The following is a 24428-nucleotide window of genomic DNA, read 5'->3' on the forward strand; positions in this document are numbered from 1 at the left end:
GAGGCTTAAGACGGGCGTAGGCCGCGTTCGAGCCAGAGGCGGCTGGCGAGTGTCACCAGGCCGTCGAGCAGCAAGGCCAGCAGGGCGGTGCAGGCCGCGCCGAGCAGCAGTTGCGGCTGATTGTTCAGGGCGATGCCAGGGAAAATCAGGCTGCCCAGGCTGTTGGCACCGATCAGGAACGCCAGCGGTGCCGTCCCGACGTTGATCGCCAGCGCCACGCGCACGCCACCGATGATGATCGGCACAGCGTTCGGCAGTTCGACCCGCCACAGCACCTGAGTCGGGGTCATGCCGATGCCGACGGCCGCTTCCTTGAGTGAACCCTGGACGTTTTTCAGGCCTTCATAGGTGTTGCGCACGATCGGCAACAGCGAGGCGAGGAACAGCGCGAAGATCGCGGGGCCGCTGCCTATGCCGAGGATCCCCAGGGCGATGGCCAGTACGGCGAGAGGCGGCACGGTGTTGCCGATGTTGAAGATCTGCATGAAGCGTTCAGCGCGGCCTACCATGGTCGGGCGGCTGAGGAAGATACCGGCGGGGATGCCTACAACGAGGGCGGCCAGCATGGAAACAAGGACGAGAATCAGGTGAGCTTGCAGGTAAAACAATAAATCGTCGCGGTAATGTTCGATCGTGTTGATGCCAATCCAGTGGACCAGCAGGGCCAGGAGAGCGACGACAACCGCACCTCCTATCAGCCCCTTGCCATAGCGAATAGCCACAGGCGGACTCCTTTTTTCTTTGTCGGCGAACGCAGTCCCGTGTGGCATGCCATTCCTGGCTGCCGGGAAATCAACGTTCGCGAGAAGCAGCTCTTCATGCTGATGAAACCGCATGAGATCGAGCCATAAGCGCAGCCTCGTCAGGCTAACTTGCTGATTTTTCGGCCCCTGAGACGAGTGCCGTAACAGGGGAGTGGACGTCTGCACCTTTTAAAAGGTTCCATAATTAACAGCAATTAGCCACCGTTGATCTCGATTACCCGATGTAGCAGCTGCCGGTGTGGTGAGGGGATTTATCCCCGTTCGGCGGCGAAGCCGTCGTAATGGACGCGGTGTGGCTGGAAAAACAGGGGCCGCTTCGCAGCCCAACGGGGATAAATCCCCTCACCACACCGGCAGCTGCTACAGGGCGAACGGTGGTCCGGAGGTAACGTTTTGGGCTATACTCGCCGCCCTTTTTTGAATCACCTGCCAGGCGATTTCCCATGACCAAACAGGCCGCCGAAGTCGCGAAACGCCGCACTTTCGCCATTATTTCCCACCCCGATGCCGGTAAAACCACCATCACCGAGAAGCTCTTGCTGATGGGCAAGGCGATTGCGATTGCGGGCACGGTGAAGTCTCGCAAGTCCGACCGCCATGCCACCTCCGACTGGATGGAAATGGAAAAGCAGCGTGGTATCTCGATTACCACGTCGGTCATGCAGTTCCCGTATCGCGACCACATGATCAACCTGCTCGACACCCCGGGCCACGAAGACTTCTCCGAAGATACCTACCGTACCCTGACAGCGGTGGACTCGGCCTTGATGGTCCTCGACGGCGGTAAGGGTGTAGAACCACGGACCATCGCGCTGATGGACGTCTGCCGTCTGCGTGACACGCCGATCGTCAGCTTCATCAACAAACTCGACCGTGACATCCGCGACCCGATCGAACTGCTCGACGAAATCGAAGCGGTCCTGAAGATCAAGGCAGCGCCGATCACCTGGCCGATCGGTTGCTACCGCGACTTCAAAGGCGTTTATCACCTCGCCGACGACTACATCATCGTGTACACCGCGGGCCACGGCCACGAGCGCACTGATGTCAAAATCATCGAGAAGCTCGATTCCGATGAAGCTCGCGCGCACTTGGGCGACGAGTACGATCGCTTCGTCGATCAGCTGGAACTGGTTCAGGGCGCCTGCCACGAATTCAATCAACAGGAATTCCTCGACGGCCAACTGACGCCGGTGTTCTTCGGGACTGCACTGGGCAACTTCGGTGTCGATCACGTGCTCGACGCCGTGGTCAACTGGGCGCCGAAACCTCTGGCCCGTGTTGCCAACGAGCGCACCGTTGAGCCAGTTGAAGAGAAATTCGCCGGCTTCGTGTTCAAGATCCAGGCGAACATGGACCCCAAACACCGCGACCGTATCGCTTTCATGCGGATCTGCTCCGGCAAGTACGAAAAAGGCATGAAGATGCGCCACGTGCGCACCGGCAAGGACGTGCGCATCGGCGACGCGCTGACCTTCTTCTCCTCCGAGCGCGAGCAACTGGAAGAAGCGTTTGCCGGCGACATCATCGGCCTGCACAACCACGGCACCATCCAGATCGGCGACACCTTCACCGAAGGCGAAGTCCTGGGCTTCACCGGTATCCCGCACTTCGCCCCGGAACTGTTCCGTCGCGTGCGCCTGCGTGATCCGCTGAAATCCAAGCAACTGCGTCAAGGTTTGCAGCAATTGGCGGAAGAGGGCGCCACCCAGGTGTTCTTCCCCGAGCGCAGCAACGACATCATCCTCGGCGCCGTGGGTGTGCTGCAGTTCGATGTGGTCGCCAGCCGCTTGAAAGAGGAATACAAGGTTGAGTGCTCTTACGAGCCGATCACCGTGTACTCCGCTCGCTGGATTGATTGCAGCGATAAGAAGAAGCTTGAAGAGTTCAGCGTCAAGGCTGTGGAAAACCTTGCAGTCGACGGCGGTGGTCACCTGACCTACCTGGCCCCGACGCGGGTTAACCTGGCGCTGATGGAAGAGCGCTGGCCGGACGTGAAATTCAGGGCGACGCGTGAGCATCATTAAGCGCTGAGCCGCAAAACCAAAAGCCCCGGTCGCGAAAGCACCGGGGCTTTTTCATACCCGCCACCATTTCCTGTGGGAGCGAGCCTGCTCGCGATGGTCGTCAGTAAGCCACGGGTTGTCAGGCAGATCGCATTATCGTTGACGTTTTTCGCGAGTGCTGGCCGGACGTGAAATTCCGCAAGGCGCGCGAACATCATCAAGCGATGAGTCAGTACGCGTGCGTCAGGAATTTCTGTAGGTGTTTTTACGGAGTTTTGTAGCTTGGCTCTGCTTTTAACTTCTCCGGTCTTTTACCCGAGACATGGAAGTCGTTGACGTCTAGCTTTCGGTGGACATTTCGCAAGTAGCGACTTTCCACGAGCAGGAGCACAAGACAAATGGATGTAATGAAAACCGATGCGGCTGCACTGACAACCCAACGACCTCTGACTCCCATTTCTGTCATCGAACGTTACTACGATCTGATCGTCAGCAGTGCTCCCGGCTTCGAAGTCAGCACCAGTGACGACGCTTTTGAGCCTTCCATGAAGCTGCCCGCAATGGAGCCGCGTATGCAGGCCTTCCTTTCTGTCGCCACTGCGCAGTTTTTTGAGATGGGCCGTTACCGAGGTATGCCGTTGCGTTTGTTCGATCTGAGGCAAAACGCAAATACTCAAACCACAAAGACCTTTGCCTCGACGCTGATCGTTGCACGCGCCATTCGCCATATTCAGGATACCGGCGACAGCATTCTGTTGTTTTCCCCCTCATCGGGAAACAAAGCCATTGCTCTACGTGATGCGGTTCTACGTGCACTGAAGAACAAGTTGGTCCACCCAGAGCAATTACGCATTGTCACGCTGACGCCTGCCCAGACGACTGGAAAGCTGCGTAGAACCGAACTTTACGACGACCCTCGGTTGCGTGCTCTGAATCCTGTGTTCGTGCTTGATACCGAGTCGCCGGAAGCAGTGAAGGTTGTTGGACAACAGTTCAAGGATCTCTTCAATCGTCGTCCATTGGGTGATTCGAAGTTGTGGCATTCCCTGCGGCTCGAGAACTACCGGTTTTCTGATCAGGCCCGGGCTTTTTTTGATTTTGAGTATGGTGACGCCTGGGACACTGACCGCAAGACCGTGCATGTGCATGCGGTGTCGAGTGCCTATGGTCTTCTGGGATATTGTTCAGGTGTAGACGTGATGAGACGTCACGGGACAAAAGTTTCCACTCCTTCATTTTTATTGGTTCAACATCTCGCAACCAGCGACATGGTTCTGCACTTGCTCGACGGAAATTTCGAGGGCGCTTCTGCTCCACGCTATAAGCAGAGTGCCGACGGTTTATGGGTGCAGTCGGAGTCTGCGCACTTTCCTGCCGCAACATGGAGTCCAGACGAAGTGCTCGAATCCACTTTTTATACACACCTGCCGCCTACCGCAGTGGAAATGACTGCGCAGGTCAGGGCCAATGGCGGCTCGGGAATAGTCGTTTCGCTTCATGAGTGCATGCAACGCTACAGCGAATGCACTCGATTGCTCGCAAATACGCCAGTCAGATTGCCCACCGATCCCCGGGACCTGAAAGAGTGGTCATTGGTGATGGCGCTGACGGGTTGCCTTAATGCAATTGATCGACAGTTACTTGAGGGCATGGACGGTTGCACCATTCATGCATCGGGCACTTATTGCCGGGGTGATTTTAAGGCCATTCCTGCCGACGGGTTGTCATTTATTAGCAGTGCTGAAGAGATGATGGGGATACTTCGCAGTCGTTGTAACTCATGAGCGGAGACCTTCTCAAAAGCTGGAAAACGCTTTGCCATTTCCGTGTTTACAGGGGGTATTCCAAAGCTGGAATACCTGCACGGCTGGTTTATGTCGGTGTGGCAGAGGGGCTGCTCTACATCGTTCCCTTTGTGGATCAATGTTTTTTCAAGCATTCCTCTGTGGAGCAGGAAGGAACTCTGGAGTGGAGTGAACTTGAGGCGTTCATAAAACAAAATCAAGCCAACATGAGCTTGTTGATGGCGCCCATGGAGTTCGTCCAGGCGTTTCAACGGCATGGCGATATTGTGGGTGTTAGCAGGATTCACCAGAAAGTAGACGTTTCTGCCGGTTGGGAACATGTCCAGGGGCAGCTCTCTCATCGAGAAAACAAGCGTCGTGTTCAATCGATCAGGCAAGGTTTCGATTTCGATGTTTCGCTTGAAGATGAGGATTTTTTTGCCTTCTACCGCTCCATGCATCTGCCGACAATGAGTGCTCGTTATGGGGCATTTGCTCGGAGTGTGCAGGAACAAGTGGCTTATCAAGATTTGTTCAAGCGAGGAATGTTGTTTCGAGTCCACTTGCATGATGAGTGGGTGGCGGGAAGCGTTTCCCAGCTTGATGCGTCGATGCGCACTTTGAATGCGCGGTTAATCGGGGTGAAAGGTGGTGCAGCAATTTACCGCGCAAATGGAGCGCAGAACTTTGTATATCACGCGATCCTGGAATGGGCATCGAATCAGTTCCTCATCGATTTTGTCGATTTCCAAGGTTGCGAACCATTTTTGAGTAAGGGAACGTTTCAGTATAAAAAACGCTTCGGGGCTCAGGCCTTCATTCCGGATAACGCATTCGGGCAGTGGCGGATATTGATTCGAGCGCCGACGTTTTGTGCTTCCTCCAGACAGTTTCTGATCAACAACCCTTTGATGGGTCTGGATGCTGGCGGCCGGCTGCAAGCGCAGTATTTTTACGATGCCGATCATGAGATCCGCTCGGACATTCCTTTCGTATCAAAAGGCATTCACAGCGCCGTTAGCCACAACCTGGACCAGTGGCATGATTAGTCGGTTTGCTCACGTGGTCCGCCGTAATGGCTACTTCTGTCCAATGGCCTGGGTACTTGCTGCGTTGATCTTTATCAGTCGCATAAGCGCCATGGTCAAACTATTCATGGCGTTGTACCTGCGCCAGGACCTGGGACTTGCGATTGAAACCGTTGGCTGGTTGTTGTCCGCTTACGGCGGCGGCTTGTTGGTCGGGGCAATGGCGGGCGGACTCCTGAGTGATCATTTTTCGGCGGCGCGGCTCACCGCTGTGTTGTTTTTTACTTCGGCATGGGTGCTGGTTTTGCTGGCGCTGGTCGCCGAGGTGCCTTTGCTGGCGGGGTTGTTGCTTTTCAGCGGGATACTCGACGGTGCAATTCGTACACTTCATCAGCGGTTGATCATGGAGTATTGCGAAGATGCACAACGTGTTCGTGCGCAGTCACTGAGCCGTGTTACCAGTAACTTGGGCATGGCTGTGGCCGGGGTCGTGGGTGGGTTTCTGGCGCAAGCGGATTTCCGTTGGGTGTTTTTTGTCAGTGCGGCCATGACGCTGTTGGCTTTGATCTGGTTTGTTCGGGCGACATTTCATCGAGAAGTTCTGATACCAGATCTGGCCCCTGACTCGGTTTCGGGTACATGCGTACCTTATCGAGATAGACCCTTCCTCTGGTTGTTGGCGGCTTCTGTCTTGCTCGGCCTTGCCTTCGAGCCGGTCTACAGCATGCTGGGCAACTATCTGCTCGATTACTTTCGGTTGGGTACTGAAGTCATCGGATGGCAATTTGCACTCAATGCCTTACTGGTGGTCCTGCTGCAAATACCTTTATCTCACTGGGGGGATAAGTGGGGAGCGCGGCGCCAGTTGTTGGCAGGCAGCGCGTTGCTGGCTTGCGGATTAGGAATGTTGCCTTTGGGAGGCGGGGTACTTTATGTCTGCCTGTCGACAGTGGTTTGGACGCTTGGCGAGATTCTTTTTATGCCGACCCTCAACGTAATGGTAATGCAGCGTGCGCAAGCGGGTAAAAGTGGGCATTACTTCGGCCTTTTTTCTATGTGCTGGAGTGCGAGTGTGCTGCTTTCACCGACGCTTGGAGGCCAGCTCTATGCCTATTTCGGCGGGCACAGCGTCTGGCTCGCGAGTGCAGCTTTGGCGTTTGCCGCGATGCCGCTGATTTATCAGGCGACCCGTTTAATGGAACATCCAACCGTTCATTCTTCCGTGACCCACTGATTTTCCACGGGCGTAGTTTTGCTCTACTTTTCCAGCACCGCTGGTTTTTACCAGCGACAACGCAATTGTTGACGTCTAGTGTTCGGGGTTCACTTCGTAAGAAGCGTCTCTCTACGAGCAAGAGTACAAGGGATCAATGGAATGATGAGTCGGCTGACCCACCTGCTGCGGCTGGATGGCTATTTCTGCACCATGGCGTGGGTGCTCGCGGCGCTACTGTTCATCAATCGCCTGAGCAGCATGGTCAAGCTGTTCATGGCGTTGTACCTGCGTCAGGAACTGGGCTTCGCGATCGAGACCGTTGGCTGGCTGCTGTCCGCTTACGGCGCCGGTCTGCTCATCGGTTCCATGCTGGGTGGATGGCTCAGCGATCATGTCCGGACGGCACAGCTGACGGCCGCCCTGTTCTTTGCCTCGATGTGGGTTCTGGTTTTGCTGGGGCTGGTCACTCAAGCGCCGCTGCTGGCAGGTTTGCTGTTGCTCAGCGGGACACTCGACGGGGCTATTCGTACGCTGCATCAGCGGCTGATCATGGAGTACTGCGAGGTGGCGCAGCGTCCTCGCGCGCAGGCCTTGAGCCGTGTCGCCAGAAACCTCGGCATGGCTGCCGCCGGCTTGGCGGGCGGGGTGTTGGCACAGACCGATTTTCGCTGGGTATTTTTTGTCAGCGCGGCCATGACGCTTCTGGCATTGCTTTGGTTTGTCCGCACGACATGGCACCGGCCGGTGCTGATTCCCGACGAAACGCCCGATGCCGGCGCTGGCACAGGCGTTCCCTATCGAGATCGACCGTTCCTCTGGTTGCTGGCAGCGGTGATCCTCCTCGGCATGGCGTTCGATTCGATCTACAGCATGCTCGGCAATTACCTGCGGGATTACTACCGGTTGAGCACTGAAGCCATCGGCTGGCAGTTTGGGATCAATGCGATGTTGATTGTGGTATTGCAAATACCGCTGTCGCACTGGGGCGAACGCTGGGATGCGCGCCGGCAACTGGTCGCAGGATGTGTGTTGCTGGCGGTCGGGCTTGGCATGTTGCCGCTGGGTTCCGGGCTGTTTTATGCCTGCCTGTCGACGGTGATCTGGACGCTGGGGGAGGCACTGTTCATGCCGCCGCTGAATGTACTCGTCATGCAGCACGCGCAAGCGGGAAAAAGCGGCCAATACTTCGGCCTGTTCTTCATGTGCTGGAGTGCGAGCGCGCTGCTTTCACCGGTACTTGGCGGTCAGCTCTATGGCCACTTCGGCGGGCACATTGTCTGGTGGGTCAGCGCCGCACTGGCCTTGTTGTCCACGCCGCTGATTTATCAGGCCACACGTTTGGGCGCCTTGAAAGGCCTGGATTCACAAACGTCGCGCGTCACTTCGCTTAGCTGATTCGATTATGAGGGTTATTCGAAACCAATCTGGCTTCGGACGGTATTTCTGCCCATTCGTTAGTGTCCTATCTGGAGAACCCGGCTGATCGGAACTAGATTTCACTCAGCGCCAGCCAGGCACTTATGTTTCACCTGCAAAAGGATGGAATCGGCTATGAACAGATTTCTACGGGTTTTACTGCTGTTGAAGGTGGTGGTGATGTTGTCTCTCGGCAGTTCGGCGGTTTGGGCCGAGTGCGAGGATCACGATACGCAAGCGTCGAGTGGGCAGGGTGGTCAGGGCGAGTTGATGATTGCCAAATCCGAATCAGAGCCTGGTGATAAGGGACAGGGCGGCAGTGCGGACGACGATGACTCGACCACTGCAGAGCCAGACACTGATGACGCCGACAGCCAGACGTAAACCGCAGGCAAAAGAAAACCCCTTCTCCCCCGACTGATGCGCAGCCGAAGAAGCAGAGGTCATTGAACAGCTCGCAAATCCCAGTGGGAGCGAGCCTGCTCGCAAAGGCGATATTCCAGTCAACATCTAAGTCGACTGAGAAAACGCTATCGCGAGCAGGCTCGCTCCCACAGTTTGTTACGCGGCGCCGTCGAGGAACTGCTCGGCGTAGTGGCAAGCCACCTGGCGGCTGTCGAGCAGGCGCAGGGCTGGCTCTTCAGTGCTGCAGCGCTCGGTCGCGTACGGGCAGCGCTTGTGGAAAGCGCAGCCGGACGGCGGGTTCAGCGGGTTGGGCAACTCGCCGACGATCTTGATTTTCGGCTTGTTCGGGTCCGGGTGAATGGTCGGGGTCGCCGACAGCAACGCCTGGGTGTACGGGTGCAACGGACGCTCGTAGATGTCGTTCTTCGGGCCCATTTCCACCGGGCGACCGAGGTACATCACCATCACGTCATCGGCCACGTGCTGGACGACTGCCAGGTTGTGGGAGATGAACACGTAGGCGGTGTTGAACTCTTGCTGCAAATCCATGAACAGGTTCAGCACCTGCGCCTGAATCGACACGTCCAGCGCCGAGGTCGGTTCGTCCGCGACCAGCACTTTCGGTTGCAGCATCATCGCGCGGGCCAGGGCGATCCGCTGGCGCTGACCGCCGGAGAACATGTGCGGATAACGCTGATAGTGCTCAGGACGCAAGCCCACTTGTTTCATCATCGCTTGCACTTTCTCGCGACGTTCGGCGGCGCTGAGGTTGGTGTTGATCAGCAGCGGCTCGGCCAGTTGATCACCGACTTTCTGCCGTGGATTCAACGACGCGTATGGGCTCTGGAACACCATCTGCACGTCTTTGCGCAGTTGCTTGCGCTGAGCCTTGTCGGCACCGGCGACTTCCTGCCCGGCGATTTTCAAGGAGCCGGAGGACGGCTCTTCGATCAGCGTCAGGGCGCGGGCCAGGGTCGATTTGCCGCAACCCGATTCACCTACAACGGCGAGCGTCTTGCCGGCTTCCAGTTCGAACGACACACCGTTGAGGGCGCGCACGGTCGCATGACCCTTGAACAGGCCGCGGGACACTTCGTAGTGACGGGTCAGGTCGCGGGCGGTAAGTACGACGGCCATTACGCCACCTCCTGATTCAGCGGGTAGAAGCAGCGGGCGAGGCTGTTGCTTTTCGGGTCAAGGCCAGGACGCTGCGCGCGGCAGCTGTCTTGCACATACGGGCAGCGCGGCGACAGCAGGCAACCCTGCGGACGGTCGTAGCGACCGGGAACGATGCCTGGCAGCGTGGCCAGGCGCGTGGCGCCCAGGCTGTGTTCCGGAATCGCCTTGAGCAGCGCTTCGCTGTACGGGTGCGCCGGAATGTCAAACAGTTGCGGCACTTGACCCACTTCGACCGCCTGGCCGGCGTACATCACGCACACGCGCTGAGCGGTTTCGGCCACGACCGCGAGGTCGTGAGTGATCAGCACCAGACCCATGTTCTGCTCTTTTTGCAGCGCCAACAGCAGGTCCATGATCTGGGCCTGAATGGTCACGTCGAGGGCAGTGGTCGGTTCGTCGGCGATCAGCAGTTTCGGTTCGCCGGCAATCGCCATGGCAATCGCAACACGCTGGCTCATACCGCCGGAGAGTTGATGCGGGTAAGCGTCCATACGACTGGCGGCACCCGGGATTTCCACTTTTTCCAGCAGTTCGATGGCGCGTGCGCGAGCTTGCTTGCCGGACATTTTCAGGTGCAGGCGCAGCACTTCTTCGATCTGGAAACCGACGGTGTAGCTCGGGTTCAGCGCGGTCATCGGGTCTTGGAAGACCATGGCCAGGTCTTTGCCGACGATTTGTCGACGCTGACGGTTGCTGAGCTTGAGCATGTTCTTGCCGTCGAAATTCAGGGCGTCGGCGGTGACGATCCCCGGATGCTCGATCAGGCCCATCAGCGCCATCATGGTCACGGATTTACCGGAACCCGACTCGCCAACGATGGCCAGGACTTCGCCTTTGTCCACGGTAATGTCGAGCCCGTCGACCACCGGAACGGCGTTCTTGTCGCCAAAGCGAACGTTGAGATTCTTGATTTCTAACAGTGACATTTGAATCTCCTCAGGCGGCGTTCTTGAGTTTCGGGTCCAGCGCATCGCGCAGACCGTCGCCCATCAAGTTGATTGCCAGCACGCTGAGCAAAATGGTCAAACCAGGCAGACTTACCACCCACCAGGCGCGTTCGATGTAGTCGCGAGCCGAAGCCAGCATGGTGCCCCACTCAGGGGTTGGCGGTTGTACGCCAAGGCCGAGGAAGCCCAGTGCCGCAGCATCGAGAATCGCCGAAGAGAAACTCAGGGTGGCCTGAACGATCAGCGGCGCCATGCAGTTGGGCAGCACGGTGACGAACATCAGGCGTGGCAGACCGGCACCGGCCAGACGCGCGGCGGTCACATAGTCGCGGTTCAATTCGCCCATCACCGCGGCGCGGGTCAGACGAACATAGGACGGCAACGAAACCACGGCGATGGCAATAATGGTGTTGATCAGGCCAGGGCCGAGGATGGCGACAATCGCCACCGCCAGCAGCAGGGACGGCAGGGCCAGCATGATGTCCATCAGACGCATGATGGTCGGGCCGAGCAGTTTCGGGAAGAAGCCGGCGAACAGACCCAGCAGGATCCCGGGAATCAGCGACATCACCACCGACGACAAGCCGATCAGCAGGGACAGGCGCGAACCGTTGATCAGCCGCGACAGCAGGTCGCGACCCAGTTCATCGGTGCCGAGCAGGAACTGGAGCTGCCCACCTTCCAGCCAGGACGGCGGGGTCAGCAGGAAGTCGCGGTATTGCTCGCTCGGGTCATGCGGGGCAACCCAAGGCGCGAAGATCGCGCAGAAAATCACCAGCAGCATGAACATCAAGCCGGCGACGGCGCCTTTGTTCTTGGAGAACGCTTGCCAGAATTCTTTGTACGGGGACGGGTACAGCAGGCTTTGATCGACTGTTACCGCTTGATTTTGAGTTGAAGCTGGAGTGGTCATGGTCATGATGATCTCAGCGCTGGTGACGAATGCGTGGGTTGGCAAAGCCGTAGAGGATGTCCACTACGAAGTTGACCAGAATCACCAGGCAGGCGATTAACAGGATGCCGTTCTGCACCACGGGATAGTCCCGTGCGCCAATGGCTTCGATCAGCCATTTGCCGATGCCGGGCCAGGAGAAGATGGTTTCGGTCAGGACCGCACCGGCCAGCAATGTGCCGACTTGCAGGCCGACCACGGTCAGTACCGGAATCAGCGCGTTGCGCAGGCCGTGAACAAAGACCACGCGCGACGGCGACAGGCCTTTGGCACGGGCGGTACGGATGTAGTCTTCACGCAGCACTTCGAGCATCGACGAACGGGTCATCCGCGCAATAACCGCCAGCGGGATGGTGCCGAGCACGATGGCCGGCAGGATCAGGTGATGCAGGGCATCGAAGAACGCCCCGACGTCATCGGCCAGCAGCGTGTCGATGAGCATGAAGCCGGTCCGCGGCTCGATGTCATAGAGCAGGTCGATCCGCCCGGACACCGGGGTCCAGCCCAGGGATACCGAGAAGAACATGATCAGGATCAGGCCCCACCAGAAGATCGGCATCGAATATCCCGCCAGGGAGATACCCATCACCCCATGGTCGAACAGGGATCCTCGCTTGAGTGCCGCAATCACCCCGGCCAGAAGGCCCAGGATGCCGGCGAACAACAGCGCGGCCATGGACAGTTCCAGGGTCGCGGGGAATAGAGAGCTGAACTCGCTCCAGACGCTTTCACGGGTACGCAAGGATTCGCCAAGGTCGCCGTGGGCCAACTTGCCGATGTAGTCCAGGTACTGGGCATACAGCGGTTTGTTCAGGCCAAGGCGTTCCATTGCCTGAGCGTGCATTTCGGGGTCGACCCGACGTTCGCCCATCATCACTTCCACGGGGTCGCCAGGAATCATGCGAATCAACGCGAAAGTCAGCAAGGTGATGCCGAAGAATGTGGGGATCAATAACCCCAATCGGCGGGCAATAAAACTAAACATCTTGTGGTGTACCTCATCAGCCGGTTAGGCGTGCCCGGCATTCCTGGGTCAGGAATGCCGGTAGTTTCTTATCTACTTCACCTGGGTGGTGGCGAAGTTATTAGTGGTGAGGGGGCTAATGTGATAGCCCTCTACGTTGTTGCGCATTGCGGTGAACATTCTAGTGTGCGCCATGCTGATCCATGGCTGGTCCTGGTTAAAAATAACCTGAGCCTGTTCGTACAGCGCTGCACGCTCGGCCGGGTCCACTTTCTCGCGGGCCTGGTCGATCAGTGCCTGGAACTTCTCGTTGCACCAGCGCGCGTAGTTTTCGCCGTTTTTGGCCGCCTCGCAACTGAGCATAGGCGTCAGGAAGTTATCCGGGTCGCCGTTATCACCCGCCCATCCGGCGGAAACCATGTCGTGCTCGCCGTTTTTGGCACGTTTGAGCATCTCGCCCCATTCCATGACGCGAATGTCTATCTTGATCCCGACCTTGGCCAGGTCAGCCTGTATCATCTGCGCGCCGAGCATCGGGTTCGGGTTGGTCGCACCCCCGCCATTGCGGGTGAACAGGGTGAATACCGTGCCTTCCGGTACGCCGGCTTCCTTGAGCAGGGCGCGGGCCTTGTCGAGGTCGCGGGCAGGGTTTTTCAGAGTGTGGTTGTAACCCAGCAGCGTGTCCGGGAACGGATTGACCGCAGCGGTCGCATTGCCTTTGCCAAACAGCGCGTTGACGGCCGCTTCCTTGTCGAAGGCGATGTCGATGGCTTTGCGCACGCGCACATCACTCAGGTATTTGTGCGTGGTGTTGATGGCGATATACGCGACGGTCATCGCGTTCAGCTCATCGACCTTCAGCTTGTCATCTTTCTTGATGCTCGGGATGTCATCCGGTTTCGGATACAGCGCGATCTGGCACTCGTTGGCCTTGAGCTTTTGCAGGCGCACGTTGTTGTCGGTGGCGATGGCCAGGATCAGCGCTTCAGCCGGTGGCTTGCCACGGAAGTATTCCGGGTTGGCCTTGAAACGCACCTGAGCATCCTTGGCGTAACGCTGGAAGATGAACGGGCCGGTGCCGACAGGCTTGTTGTTCAGGTCGCCGGTCTTGTTGGCCTTGAGCAACTGGTCGGCGTACTCGGCGGAGTAGATCGAGGAGAAGGCCATGGCGATGTCGGCCAGGAATGGCGCTTCGCGACGGGTCAAGGTGAAGGTGACGGTGTTGTCGTCGACTTTCTCGACGCTTTTCAGCAGTTCCTTGAAGCCCATGCTTTCAAAGTACGGGAAGCCCACGCTAGACAGTTTGTGCCATGGGTGGTTCGGGTCCAGCTGACGCTGGAAACTCCAGACCACATCGTCGGCGTTCATGTCGCGGGTCGGCTTGAAATATTCGGTGGTGTGAAACTTGACGCCTTTGCGCAGGTGGAACGTGTAGGTCAGACCGTCCTCGCTGATCTCCCAGGAGTCGGCCAGTGCCGGAATCACTTCAGTGGTGCCGGGCTTGAAGTCCGCCAGACGATTGAAGATGGTTTCGGCCACCGCATCGGCTGTGACTGCAGTCGTGTACTGGACCATATCGAAGCCTTCCGGGCTGGCTTCGGTGCAGACCACCAGGGGTTTGGCCGAGACGCCAACAGCGACACTCAGCAACGCGGCTGCAATGGCCGCACGTAGGGGAAGCATTTTCATCAAGAACCCTCTGCAATCGGTTAAAGGACAAAAGCCGAACGGCCGATCCATCACTGAATCAGCCGTTCGGCAGGTGCATTACAGGACGTTGAACGGGATGGTGGTCACGAGACGGAACTCGTTGAGGCTGCCATCGGCCTGGTTTTCGCTGGCGCGGTGAGCGGTGTAGGTCGCGCGAACAGTGGTGGCCTTGAGCGGGCCGCTCTGCACGGCATACGAAGTACCGATGCCGTATTCATAATGGTGCTCGCCGTCCATCGACTGCACGCCGTCGTAACCGCCGCCGGCATAGTGAGTACCGTCGATGCCCCAGCCGCGAGCCTGGTAGATGTTGAACTTCAGGCCTGGAACGCCGTATTCAGCCATGTTCAGGCCGTAGGCGATCTGGAAGGATTTCTCGTTCGGGCCGTTGAAGTCCGACAGCAGGGAGTTGGCCAGGTAGATGCCGTTGGTTTCGTGCAGGTAGTCGAAGTACTCGTTACCGTTCACTTCCTGGTACGAGAAGGTCAGGCTGTGGGCCTGGTGAGTCAGGCCCAGCGACAGGGAGTAGGTATCGTTGTCGATTTCGCCCAGCAGTTTTTTGCCTTCGTCGACGGTTTTGTAGTAGTTCAGGCCAGTGGTCAGGCTCAGTACCGAGCTGTCTCCCAGAACGTGGGTGGCGCCGAAGTAGTACTGGTTCCACAGGTCTTCGGCCTGGGTACCCCACAGGCTGGTGGTCAGGCTGGCGAACGGGGTGTAAGTGATACCGGCAGTGTTGACGTGATCAGCTTCAGCGGTACCGTCGCCGTATTCGGAACGGAATTTGCGCTGGCTCTGTTCGGTACGCGGCGAGTTACGGTCGAAGGTGCCGAGGTCGAAGGACAGGTTTTCCAGCTCTTCACTGTGCAGGGTCACACCTTCGAAGCTTGAAGGCAGCGGTCGGTTACCGATGACATCCACTTGCGGGCTGCTGAAGTTCTGGCGACCGGCCGTCAGCGTGGTGTTGGAGAAACGTGCCTTGACGTTGGCCAGGCCCAGTTTGCTCCACTGATCAACGGCGTCACCGCCATTTTCAGTCAAAGTACGGTTGTTGCCACGGCCACTGCGACCTGGCTCAGGAGCACCACCGTTACCGGACGCGAGGTCTTTGCGATCCCGGTCCAGAGCAATTGCGTTGTAGGCCGCCACTTCGGTGCTGAAACCGACAGTACCCTCGGTGAAGCCCGAGTTGTACTTGATGATTGTGCCTTGCACCCAGTTGATGCGACGGTCAGTCGTGCGAGTCTCACCGTTTTTAAGATAGTTGAGCGTCGCGCCCCGCTTGAACGACTCATTCGCATACCAGTTACGCGTGGAACCGGTGACCGATTGGCCTTCAACAAAACCGGTGGCTTCGCTTTGGGCGCTTTTCTCTTTGACGGTAACCGGCGTGAACGCCTGGCTTTGGGTTTCTGCGTAAGCCGAGGCGGTTACGCTGCTGATGGCCAGGGCCAATAACGCGGTGCTGCTCAGTTTCATGGGTGAAGCTCCTTACTTTCTTTTTTTAATTCCGGTCTTTTTTGGTGATCCGGCTATTTGGTTTGGAACTCATACAAGGCTTCGCAAACGTTTGCTGTCAGCCGGATTGGCAAATTAAGGCAATACGTATGCGTGAGGGCGCAATGCGCCCCCAGCGTTCTGGCTAATCGGTTATTGGTCGATACTGACGCCCGAGAACACGTTACGACCGAATGGACTCACCTTGAATCCTTCGATTTTGGCGCTCAACGGCTGGTTGACCGTCGAATGGGCGATAGGCGTGATCGGCACTTGTTGCTTGAGATAGTGCTGCGCCTGTTTGTAGAGCACGGTGCGCTGGTCGCGGTCGGTAACGACCTTGGCCTGCTTGATGAACTTGTCATAAGCCGGATCGCACCACATGGAGTAGTTGTTGCCACCAATGGCGTCGCAGCTGTAAAGCGTGCCGAGCCAGTTGTCCGGGTCCCCATTGTCACCGGTCCAGCCAATCAGGCTGACGTCGTGCTCGCCATTCTTGGTGCGCTTGATGTACTCGCCCCATTCGTAACTGACGATCTTCACTTTGAGGCCGATTTTTGCCCAGTCAGCCTGGAGCATTTCGGCCATCAACTTGGCGTTCGGGTTGTAAGGGCGCTGAACGGGCATTGCCCACAAGGTGATTTCGGTGCCTTCTTTCACGCCGGCAGCCTTGAGCAGCTCCTTGGCTTTTTCCGGGTTGTAGGCGACGTCCTTGATCGTGTCGTCGTAGGACCATTGGGTCGGCGGCATGGCGTTGACCGCCAATTGACCCGCACCTTGGTAGACGGCGTTGAGAATGCCTTGCTTGTTCACCGCCATGTCCAGCGCCTGACGCACTTCGAGCTGGTCGAACGGTTTGTGCCGAACGTTGTAGGCGATGTAGCCCAGGTTGAAACCGGGCTTTTCGATGAGCTTGAGTGCCGGATCGTTCTTCAGCGCGGGTACGTCGGCGGGGCGCGGGCTCAGGGTGATCTGGCACTCATTGGCCTTGAGCTTCTGCACGCGCACCGACGCGTCGGTGTTGATCGAGAAGATCAGGTTGTCGAGCTTGACCCGGCTCGGGTCCCAGTACTGCTTGTTGCCGGTGTAGCGGATGTTGGAATCTTTCTGGTAACTCTTGAACGCGAACGGGCCAGTGCCGATCGGCTTCTGGTTGATGTCGCTCGGCTTGCCTTCGGCCAGCAGTTTGTCGGCGTATTCGGCGGACAGAATGGCGGCGAAGCTCATGGCGATGTTCTGGATGAACGCGGCGTCGACGCTGTTGAGCGTCATGACCACGGTCAGCGGCCCGGTCTTTTCGACCTTGGCGATGTTCTTGTTCAGGCTCATCCCGTTGAAGTACGGGAACTCGGTTGGATAAGCCTTACGGAAAGGTTGCTGCGGATCGAGCATGCGATTGAACGTGAATAGCACGTCATCGGCGTTGAAGTCACGGGTCGGCGTGAAGTACTTGGTCGTGTGAAATTTCACCCCTTCGCGTAGGTGAAAGGTGTACTTGAGGCCGTCCTCGGAAATATCCCAGCGAGTAGCCAGCCCCGGTACGACGTTGGTGGCGCCTTTTTCAAACTCTGCCAATCGGTTGTACAACGGCTCGGCGGCATCGTTGTCGGTCGATGTCGTGTACTGCGCAGTATCGAAGCCAGCCGGGCTGCCTTCGGAGCAGAACACCAGGCTGTTATTGGCGGCCTGGCTGATGGAAGTGGCGGCCAACAGGCCGGTGCCCAGCAATGCGGATAAAACCAAGGTATGGCGCATGACGCTCCCTTTTCTCGTTCGCTAAGTGTTTTCAATGAGCCTCCGTCCCGTCCGCGGACATGGAGGCATCACTGAGTTCAAACCATGACGTGCAGCAAAACCGAGAACCCACGCATGCACTGGTCAGATCCCGACGGTATGAGCCGTGGGTCCGGCAGTAAATGCGTAGAGTCCGAAAGACTTGTGGGAAAAGGCAACGCATCCGACGTCACAGTGGTCATCCGTGACGGAATTGGATGTAGGCTGTTTCCTACTTTCTCGGCAGATAAAGCAACGGCGACGTTAAAAACGTCGCCGTTGCAAAACCTTATTTGCTGACGCTGACGCCGTAGAAGGAGTTCAAGCCAAACGGGCTGATCTTGAAGTCTTCAACGTTGTTGCGCATGGGTTGGAACACCGTCGAGTGAGCGATAGGTGTCATTGGAACTGCGTCTTTGAGGACGTGTTGCGCCTGTTTGTACAGTTCGGTGCGCTTGCCCTGATCGGTCGTGCGCTTGGCTTCTTTGACGATGCCGTCGAACTTCTTGTCGCACCACTTGGAGAAGTTGTTGCCCTGCAGCGAGTCGCAGCCGAACAGCACGTTCAGCCAGTTGTCCGGGTCACCGTTGTCGCCGCTCCAGCCAATCAGCATCGCGCCGTTTTCGCCGCCTTTGGAGCGCTTGATGTACTCGCCCCACTCGTAGGTCACGATCTTGGCCTTGATACCGACCTTGGCCCAGTCGGACTGCAGCATTTCAGCCATCAGCTTGGCGTTCGGGTTGTAAGGACGCTGTACCGGCATCGCCCAGAGGTTGATCTCGGTGCCTTCCTTGACGCCGGCTTCCTTGAGCAGCTCTTTGGCTTTCTCAGGGTTGTACGGCGCATCCTTGATGGTGGTGTCGTAAGACCACTGGGTTGGCGGCATGGCGTTGACGGCCAGTTGACCAGCACCTTGGTAGACGGAGTCGATGATCTGCTGCTTGTTGACGGCCATGTCCAGTGCCTGACGCACTTTCAATTGAGCCATCGGGTTCGGCTGATCGCTGCCCTTGATCTTGTCCATCACGTTGTAGGCGATGTAACCCAGGTTGAAACCAGCCTGGTTAGGCACCTTCAAGGTCTTGTCTTCTTGCAGTGCCTTCAGGTCGGCCGGACGAGGGAACAGAGTGATCTGGCACTCGTTCTTCTTCAGCTTCTGGATACGCACCGACGGGTCGGTGGTGATGGCGAAGATCAGATTGTCGATCTTGACGTCTTCAGGCTTCCAGTAGTCCTTGTTCCCGGTGTAGCGGATGTTGGAATCTTTCTGGTAGCTCTTGAACACGAACGGGCCAGTGCCGACCGGCTTCTGGTTGATGTCGGCGGCTTTGCCTTCCTTGAGCAGCTGGGCAGCGTACTCGGCGGACTGGAGCGACGCGAAGCTCATGGCCATGTTCTGGATGAACGCGGCGTCGACTTCTTTCAGGGTGAACTTGACAGTTTTGTCGTCGACTTTATCGATCTTGGTGATGTTGGTGTCCATCCCCATGTCGGTGAAGTACGGGAACTCAGTCGGGTACGCTTTGCGGAACGGGTCGTTCTTGTCAATCATGCGATTGAAGGTGAACAGCACGTCGTCGGCGTTGAACTCACGAGTCGGCTTGAAGTACGGGGTGGTGTGGAACTTGACGCCTTCACGCAGGTGGAAGGTGTAAGTCAGGCCATCATCGGAGATGTCCCACTTGGTCGCCAGACCAGGAATCACGGCGGTGCCGCCGCGCTCGAACTGGGTCAGGCGGTTGAACATGGTTTCTGCAGAGGCGTCGAAGTCGGTTCCGGTGGTGTACTGACCAGGATCAAAACCGGCCGGGCTCCCTTCGGAGCAAAACACCAGGTTAGTCGCCGCTTGGGCGAAAGGTGCGGAGGCTAACAAGCCTGCGCCGACTAAAAACGGAATGACCGCGTGTTTAAGCATGTTGGCCTCATGATTTGTTGTCATTTTTGGAATTAGAGGACGACCTCGTGAGTCGTTCCTGCGGATACTTATGCAGGGGCCATACCCAATGCAAGATCCAGAGCGACCACAGGCGTTAAACGGTGGCACGAACGTACCTTAATGTCGCATATGTATAAATTCATGCGCATTTGACCGTTTGCGCAGGGTTTTTTCGGTGCGTCTGGCGCACCTGCGCGGGGCAATCTGGACGGCTTGCGCACCCGATTGGAGCGCGGTGTTACTTATTTATACCCATCATTGAGGGGTGTGAATGGGGCGGGCGGGCGTGAATGGGATTGAGTTGTGGTTGGAAGGGTAGGTGTTTGTTGTTTAAAGGGTTGTTGTGTCTGTAGAGGCAGATTGTTGCGTTACTGTTTGGCACTGGACATCTGTGGGGATGATTTGGATCCGGGAGGTGATGGAGGCTACATCGGCATGGTGGGTAGTACCTTGGGTGCAACCTTTTTGCTGCTTGCGGTAGCACTATTGGCTTTTCCCGCGTGTTGAAGGTCTGATCCCTGAGCCTTTGTTAATAGATAGGCATAGGTCAAATGTTGGCAACGAGCCTGTTTGCCGATCCTTACTTCCAGATGACCCCAGTTTCCTGTAGGGGCGAGGCTTGCCCGCGATGGCGGCCTGATAGCCGACCAGTCTCTCGCTGGTGTACATATCCATTCCTGCGGTAACGGCCACTTATGGTTTCGCTCTTACAGCGACTCCCTTTGGCAAACGCCCCAAAGGAAGCAAAGGTCTTCGCCCCAAGCGTCCAGCCCCTCGCTTAGGCTCGGCGTACCCTCGCTCCGGCATTCATCTGGGGGCATCGCCTCCGGTCGGCTTCGCTTCGACCTCCTCTCGATGTGTGCGGCTTCGCCGCACGGCGCTACGCGCCCACCCCCCAGATGAACGCCTCCACTCAGCCTCCCGAAGGGGCGGGTGGATCAAGATCAAAAGCTGCAGGCGAGCTAACGCTCGGCCTGTTGAGTGGTGAGAAGCGAGCGGTACACGCCGATTTCTGTGGGAGCTGGCTTGCCAGCGATGGCGTCCTGACAGCCGACCAATCTCTTTCTGTTGCTCCCGATTGATCGTTCCCATGCTCCGCGTGGGAATGCTGCCAGGGACGCTCCGCGTTCCATTTTTGTGTGTTGAAAGATGTGTAAAAAACACAGCGTTTTCCCACGCATTTTTCAGGTTGCCGGGTAGGAAGCAGTGTCTCTAATCTCGTTCCTGTCGCTGCTAAATCAGCGGCCAGGAGTGGAAACCTGAATCAGTAGGGCGAAGGCCCTCACGACCATAACGGCAAGTGATGGCTCCAATTAAGATTAGGAGCTGCAAATGGACAACGATAATTCCGATTCGAATTTCAATAAAACTAACCCAAACGCCGACGCCTTGCGCGATGAAGAACTACTCAAAGACAGCGAAGCCATAAAACGCGCTCTCGACTACTACCTCGATCCCCCCGACCAGTACGCCCCAAAACCCCGCCGCCCCAGCACTATGTTCATGATTGCCCCGGACATGGACACTGAAAGTCTCCTGGCCCAAGCCTGCGAGTCGTTGGCTTCGGCGAGTGTCATGACCAGTGATTTCGCGGCTAACCTGATCGGCCCGCAGCGCAATACGGTGTTGGCGATCCAGCAGATCATCATGCTGGCGGAGTTGGCGGTGAATCGGGCACTGGATAACGTCGATCCGGCGTAGACCGCGTTATCGTTTATCGCGAGCAGGCTCGCTCCCACAGGGGGCGAGTGTGTACATGGATTTTGTGTACGACTCTGATCCCATGTAGGAGTGAGCCTGCTCGCGATTACGGTGGATCAATCACCACAAAATCATCAGACAAACCTGCCGGCTTTCCGCCAGGCAACAAAAAACGGCGATCACTTCAGGTGACCGCCGTTTCTGTGTACGGGTTACCGAATCAAGGCATCAATACTTCAATCGCGCCATCCGCCGTCATGCTCACCTGGCTCGTGCCGGCCTCCACCTCAGGCGTCACCGGCGCACCGTCCATGCCCGCCGCTTTCATCATCATCGGCCCACGCATGTACGGTTGTGGATAACCGTTGCTGTTCAGGTTCAGGCTGACGATTTTGTAACCCCTGCCACCCAATGCGTCGGTTGCCAGTTGGGCGCGAGCCTTGAACGCGGTGACGGCTTCTTTCAGCAGCGCATCCTCGCTGGCCTTGCGGGTTGGCGTGGCGATGGCGAAGTCCATGCCACCCATTTTCAGGTCGGTCAGCAGTTCGCCGGTCAGCTTCGAGAGCGCGGCGAAGTCGGAGCTTTCCAGGCGCAGTTCGGCGCGTTCACGCCAGCCGGTGATTTTCTGGCCCTTGGTGTCGTAGATCGGGTAGCTGTTGCGGCTGCCTTGGCGCAGGGTGACTTCCTTGACCTGTTTGGCCTGGGCCAGCGCTTTGTTCATGGTGGTGCTGACGTCGGCGGCGAGTTTGGCCGGGTCGGTGTTTTGTTCTTCGGTATAGAGGGTCACGATCATCAGGTCGCGGGCCACTTCCTGGCTGACTTCGGCGCGCAGGGCGATCTGGTTGTAATGAAGCTCGTCGGCGGCCAGGGCCGGGAGGCTGGCGACGGTGCCAACGCTGAGGGCAAGAAGGGCGGCGCTGCGGCGGAAACTGTGCATGAAAACTCCTTGGACGGTGCGCAGGGGTTAGGTCCGAGCCTGCGTGAAACCATCAGACTCTAGCTTTAATGATCCGGTTCGCACAGTTACAACTTCTATACAGATATACAGATATGCAGATGTCGGTGAATCCTGTGGCGAGGGAGCTTGCTCCCGCTGGACTGCGAAGCAGTCCCAAAACCTGCCACCGCGATTCATCAGGCAAAACGCGTCAGCCGAGTTGCGTCTGCTGCGCAGCCGAGCGGGAGCAAGCTTCCTCGCCACAGAGGAAGGATCAGGTCGGTAGACTGTGGCTGTTTGCCGCACTTTTGCCTGTCAGCCCCCGTGCTTGGTTATACTCCGTGCGATCCGCCTGGAGCGCTCATCAGGAGAGCTCATGCTCGCCCCCGTTCAAATCACTTCTGCCACTCGCCAGAACCTCTGGCGGCTGACGTTCATCCGCACTTTGGTGCTCGCCGCTCAAGCCGGTTCCGTGGGCCTGGCCTACTGGTTCGATCTGCTGCCGTTGCCGTGGGTGCAACTGGCGATGACCCTCGGCTGCTCGACGCTGCTGTGCGCGTTCACCGCGGTTCGCCTGCGCACCTCGTGGCCGGTCACCGAGCTGGAATATGCCCTGCAACTGGCCTGCGATCTGTTTATCCACAGTGCCTTGCTGTATTTCTCCGGCGGCTCGACTAACCCGTTCGTCTCTTATTATCTGGTGCCGCTGACCATCGCTGCCGTGACATTGCCGTGGCGCTATTCGGTGATTCTGTCCGGTATCGCGTTGACGATGTACACCTTGCTGCTCGCGCGCTTTTATCCGCTGCAAACTTTCCCGATTGCCCGGGAAAACCTGCAGGTCTACGGCATGTGGCTGAGTTTCGCCCTCGCCGCAGCCGTCATCACCTTCTTCGCCGCCCGCATGGCCGAAGAGTTGCGACGTCAGGAAGAACTGCGCGCCATCCGTCGAGAAGAAGGCCTGCGCGACCAGCAGTTGCTGGCCGTTGCGACCCAGGCTGCCGGCGCCGCCCATGAACTGGGCACGCCGCTGGCGACCATGAGCGTGCTGCTCAAGGAAATGCGTCAGGACCATCCCGACCCGCTGTTGCAGGACGACCTGAGCGTGCTGCAGGATCAAGTCAAACTCTGCAAAGAAACCTTGCAGCAGCTGGTGCGCGCCGCCGAGGCCAATCGCCGCCTCGCGGTGGAGATGCAGGACGTCACCGACTGGCTTGACGAAGCGCTGAACCGCTGGCACTTGATGCGTCCGGAAGCCAGTTACCGCTTCCAGCGCCTGGGCCAAGGCACGGTGCCGCGCATGGCACCGCCACCGGACCTGACGCAAGCCCTGCTGAATTTGCTGAACAACGCCGCCGACGCGTGCCCCGAAGGGCTGCAGGTGACGCTGGACTGGAATGCCGAAGACCTGACCATCAGCATTCGCGACCACGGTGCCGGCGTGCCGTTGGCCATTGCCGAACAGATCGGCAAGCCGTTTTTTACCACCAAGGGCAAAGGTTTCGGCCTGGGCCTGTTTTTGAGCAAGGCCAGCGTGACACGCGCCGGCGGCTCAGTGAAACTCTACAGTCATGAGGAAGGCGGCACGCTCACCGAGCTGCGCCTGCCCCGTGTCGCCCGAGGAGACGAACATGAGTGACGAGATCCAAGTCGAAGGCGAAGGCGAAGAACTGCCGCATTTGCTGTTGGTAGACGACGACGCAACTTTTACCCGGGTGATGGCCCGCGCCATGGCCCGCCGTGGTTTTCGCGTCAGCACCGCCGGTTCCGCCGAAGAGGGCCTGGTCATCGCCCAGGCCGACATCCCGGATTACGCCGCGCTGGACCTGAAAATGGACGGCGACTCGGGCCTGGTGTTGCTGCCCAAACTGCTCGAACTCGACCCGGAAATGCGCGTGGTGATCCTCACCGGTTACTCGAGCATCGCCACCGCCGTCGAGGCAATCAAGCGCGGCGCCTGCAACTATCTGTGCAAACCGGCAGACGCCGACGACGTGCTGGCCGCGCTGCTCTCCGAGCACGCCGACCTCGACACCCTGGTGCCGGAAAACCCGATGTCGGTGGACCGCCTGCAGTGGGAACACATCCAGCGCGTACTGACCGAGCACGAAGGCAACATCTCCGCCACTGCCCGCGCCTTGGGCATGCATCGCCGCACGCTGCAGCGCAAACTGCAGAAGCGTCCTGTCCGCCGTTGAACGGACGCTCAACGATTA

At 58.0% G+C, this 24428-nt stretch carries 19 protein-coding genes; 9 read left to right on the forward strand and 10 right to left on the reverse strand.

Features of this window, described 5'->3' with window-relative positions; all coding sequences use genetic code 11:
- Positions 1 to 5: 5 nt before the first annotated feature.
- Complete coding sequence (locus tag ACA068_RS04660; RefSeq protein WP_054049992.1) at positions 6 to 722, reverse strand: ABC transporter permease; 717 nt, start codon at positions 720 to 722, stop codon at positions 6 to 8.
- A gap of 485 nt (positions 723 to 1207) precedes the next feature.
- Between ACA068_RS04660 and ACA068_RS04665 the strand changes: the two genes are divergently transcribed.
- The 6 genes from ACA068_RS04665 (at position 1208) to ACA068_RS04690 (ending at position 8598) form a co-directional block, all read left to right on the forward strand.
- Positions 1208 to 2791 (forward strand): peptide chain release factor 3, encoded by a 1584-nt coding sequence (locus ACA068_RS04665; RefSeq protein ID WP_407015110.1) that lies wholly within the window; start codon positions 1208 to 1210, stop codon positions 2789 to 2791.
- A gap of 377 nt (positions 2792 to 3168) precedes the next feature.
- Entirely contained in the window at positions 3169 to 4554 is a 1386-nt protein-coding gene (locus ACA068_RS04670; protein ID WP_497307988.1) for a DUF6002 family protein, read from the forward strand.
- Positions 4551 to 5603: a hypothetical protein gene (locus ACA068_RS04675; protein ID WP_497307989.1), complete on the forward strand. Its 1053-nt coding sequence runs from the start codon at positions 4551 to 4553 to the stop codon at positions 5601 to 5603. The genes ACA068_RS04670 and ACA068_RS04675 overlap by 4 nt, the downstream gene beginning before the upstream one ends.
- Positions 5596 to 6816 carry an MFS transporter gene (locus tag ACA068_RS04680; protein ID WP_497307991.1) on the forward strand — a complete coding sequence of 407 codons (1221 nt, stop codon included), beginning with the start codon at positions 5596 to 5598 and terminating at the stop codon, positions 6814 to 6816. Before ACA068_RS04675 ends, ACA068_RS04680 begins: the two co-directional genes overlap by 8 nt.
- A gap of 141 nt (positions 6817 to 6957) precedes the next feature.
- Entirely contained in the window at positions 6958 to 8193 is a 1236-nt protein-coding gene (locus ACA068_RS04685; RefSeq protein WP_497307993.1) for an MFS transporter, read from the forward strand.
- Positions 8194 to 8349: 156 nt separating this feature from the next.
- Positions 8350 to 8598, forward strand: a complete 249-nt coding sequence (locus ACA068_RS04690) for a hypothetical protein (RefSeq protein ID WP_497307994.1) — start codon at positions 8350 to 8352, stop codon at positions 8596 to 8598.
- Positions 8599 to 8775: 177 nt separating this feature from the next.
- On the opposite strand, the gene ACA068_RS04695 is transcribed toward ACA068_RS04690, so the two are convergent.
- The 8 genes from ACA068_RS04695 to ACA068_RS04730 all read right to left on the reverse strand — a co-directional run bounded on the left by ACA068_RS04695 (position 8776) and on the right by ACA068_RS04730 (position 19553).
- A complete protein-coding gene (locus ACA068_RS04695) occupies positions 8776 to 9756 on the reverse strand; it encodes a peptide ABC transporter ATP-binding protein (RefSeq protein ID WP_462003975.1) in 981 nt (326 codons plus the stop codon).
- Entirely contained in the window at positions 9756 to 10724 is a 969-nt protein-coding gene (locus ACA068_RS04700; RefSeq protein ID WP_497307996.1) for an ABC transporter ATP-binding protein, read from the reverse strand. Before ACA068_RS04700 ends, ACA068_RS04695 begins: the two co-directional genes overlap by 1 nt.
- Positions 10725 to 10734: 10 nt before the next feature.
- Positions 10735 to 11664, reverse strand: coding sequence for an ABC transporter permease subunit (locus ACA068_RS04705; protein ID WP_497307998.1), 930 nt, complete (start codon positions 11662 to 11664; stop codon positions 10735 to 10737).
- A gap of 7 nt (positions 11665 to 11671) precedes the next feature.
- On the reverse strand, positions 11672 to 12682 hold the full coding sequence (locus tag ACA068_RS04710; protein ID WP_131063110.1) for an ABC transporter permease subunit: 1011 nt from the start codon (positions 12680 to 12682) through the stop codon (positions 11672 to 11674).
- A gap of 72 nt (positions 12683 to 12754) precedes the next feature.
- Positions 12755 to 14350, reverse strand: a complete 1596-nt coding sequence (locus ACA068_RS04715; protein ID WP_497308000.1) for an ABC transporter substrate-binding protein — start codon at positions 14348 to 14350, stop codon at positions 12755 to 12757.
- 78 nt (positions 14351 to 14428) lie between these two features.
- Positions 14429 to 15847: an OprD family porin gene (locus ACA068_RS04720; protein ID WP_497308002.1), complete on the reverse strand. Its 1419-nt coding sequence runs from the start codon at positions 15845 to 15847 to the stop codon at positions 14429 to 14431.
- Positions 15848 to 16018: 171 nt separating this feature from the next.
- Positions 16019 to 17620, reverse strand: a complete 1602-nt coding sequence (locus tag ACA068_RS04725) for an ABC transporter substrate-binding protein (protein WP_010463409.1) — start codon at positions 17618 to 17620, stop codon at positions 16019 to 16021.
- Between the two features lie 307 nt (positions 17621 to 17927).
- Positions 17928 to 19553, reverse strand: coding sequence for an ABC transporter substrate-binding protein (locus ACA068_RS04730; protein ID WP_497308005.1), 1626 nt, complete (start codon positions 19551 to 19553; stop codon positions 17928 to 17930).
- A 1353-nt stretch (positions 19554 to 20906) separates the two neighbouring features.
- Here ACA068_RS04730 and ACA068_RS04735 point away from each other — a divergent pair.
- On the forward strand, positions 20907 to 21275 hold the full coding sequence (locus ACA068_RS04735) for a DUF6124 family protein (RefSeq protein ID WP_497308007.1): 369 nt from the start codon (positions 20907 to 20909) through the stop codon (positions 21273 to 21275).
- A 220-nt stretch (positions 21276 to 21495) separates the two neighbouring features.
- Here ACA068_RS04735 and ACA068_RS04740 read toward each other — a convergent pair whose 3' ends face one another.
- The gene (locus ACA068_RS04740) at positions 21496 to 22212 is read right to left on the reverse strand and encodes an SIMPL domain-containing protein (protein WP_497308009.1); all 717 of its coding nucleotides are present in this window, start codon (positions 22210 to 22212) and stop codon (positions 21496 to 21498) included.
- Between the two features lie 376 nt (positions 22213 to 22588).
- On the opposite strand from ACA068_RS04740, the gene ACA068_RS04745 reads away from it, so the two are divergent.
- A complete protein-coding gene (locus tag ACA068_RS04745) occupies positions 22589 to 23851 on the forward strand; it encodes an ATP-binding protein (protein WP_497308011.1) in 1263 nt (420 codons plus the stop codon).
- Positions 23844 to 24410, forward strand: coding sequence for a response regulator transcription factor (locus tag ACA068_RS04750; RefSeq protein WP_497308013.1), 567 nt, complete (start codon positions 23844 to 23846; stop codon positions 24408 to 24410). The genes ACA068_RS04745 and ACA068_RS04750 overlap by 8 nt, the downstream gene beginning before the upstream one ends.
- Positions 24411 to 24428: the final 18 nt, after the last annotated feature.

The sequence above is a fragment of the Pseudomonas sp. LBUM1660 genome, from assembly GCF_059695935.1.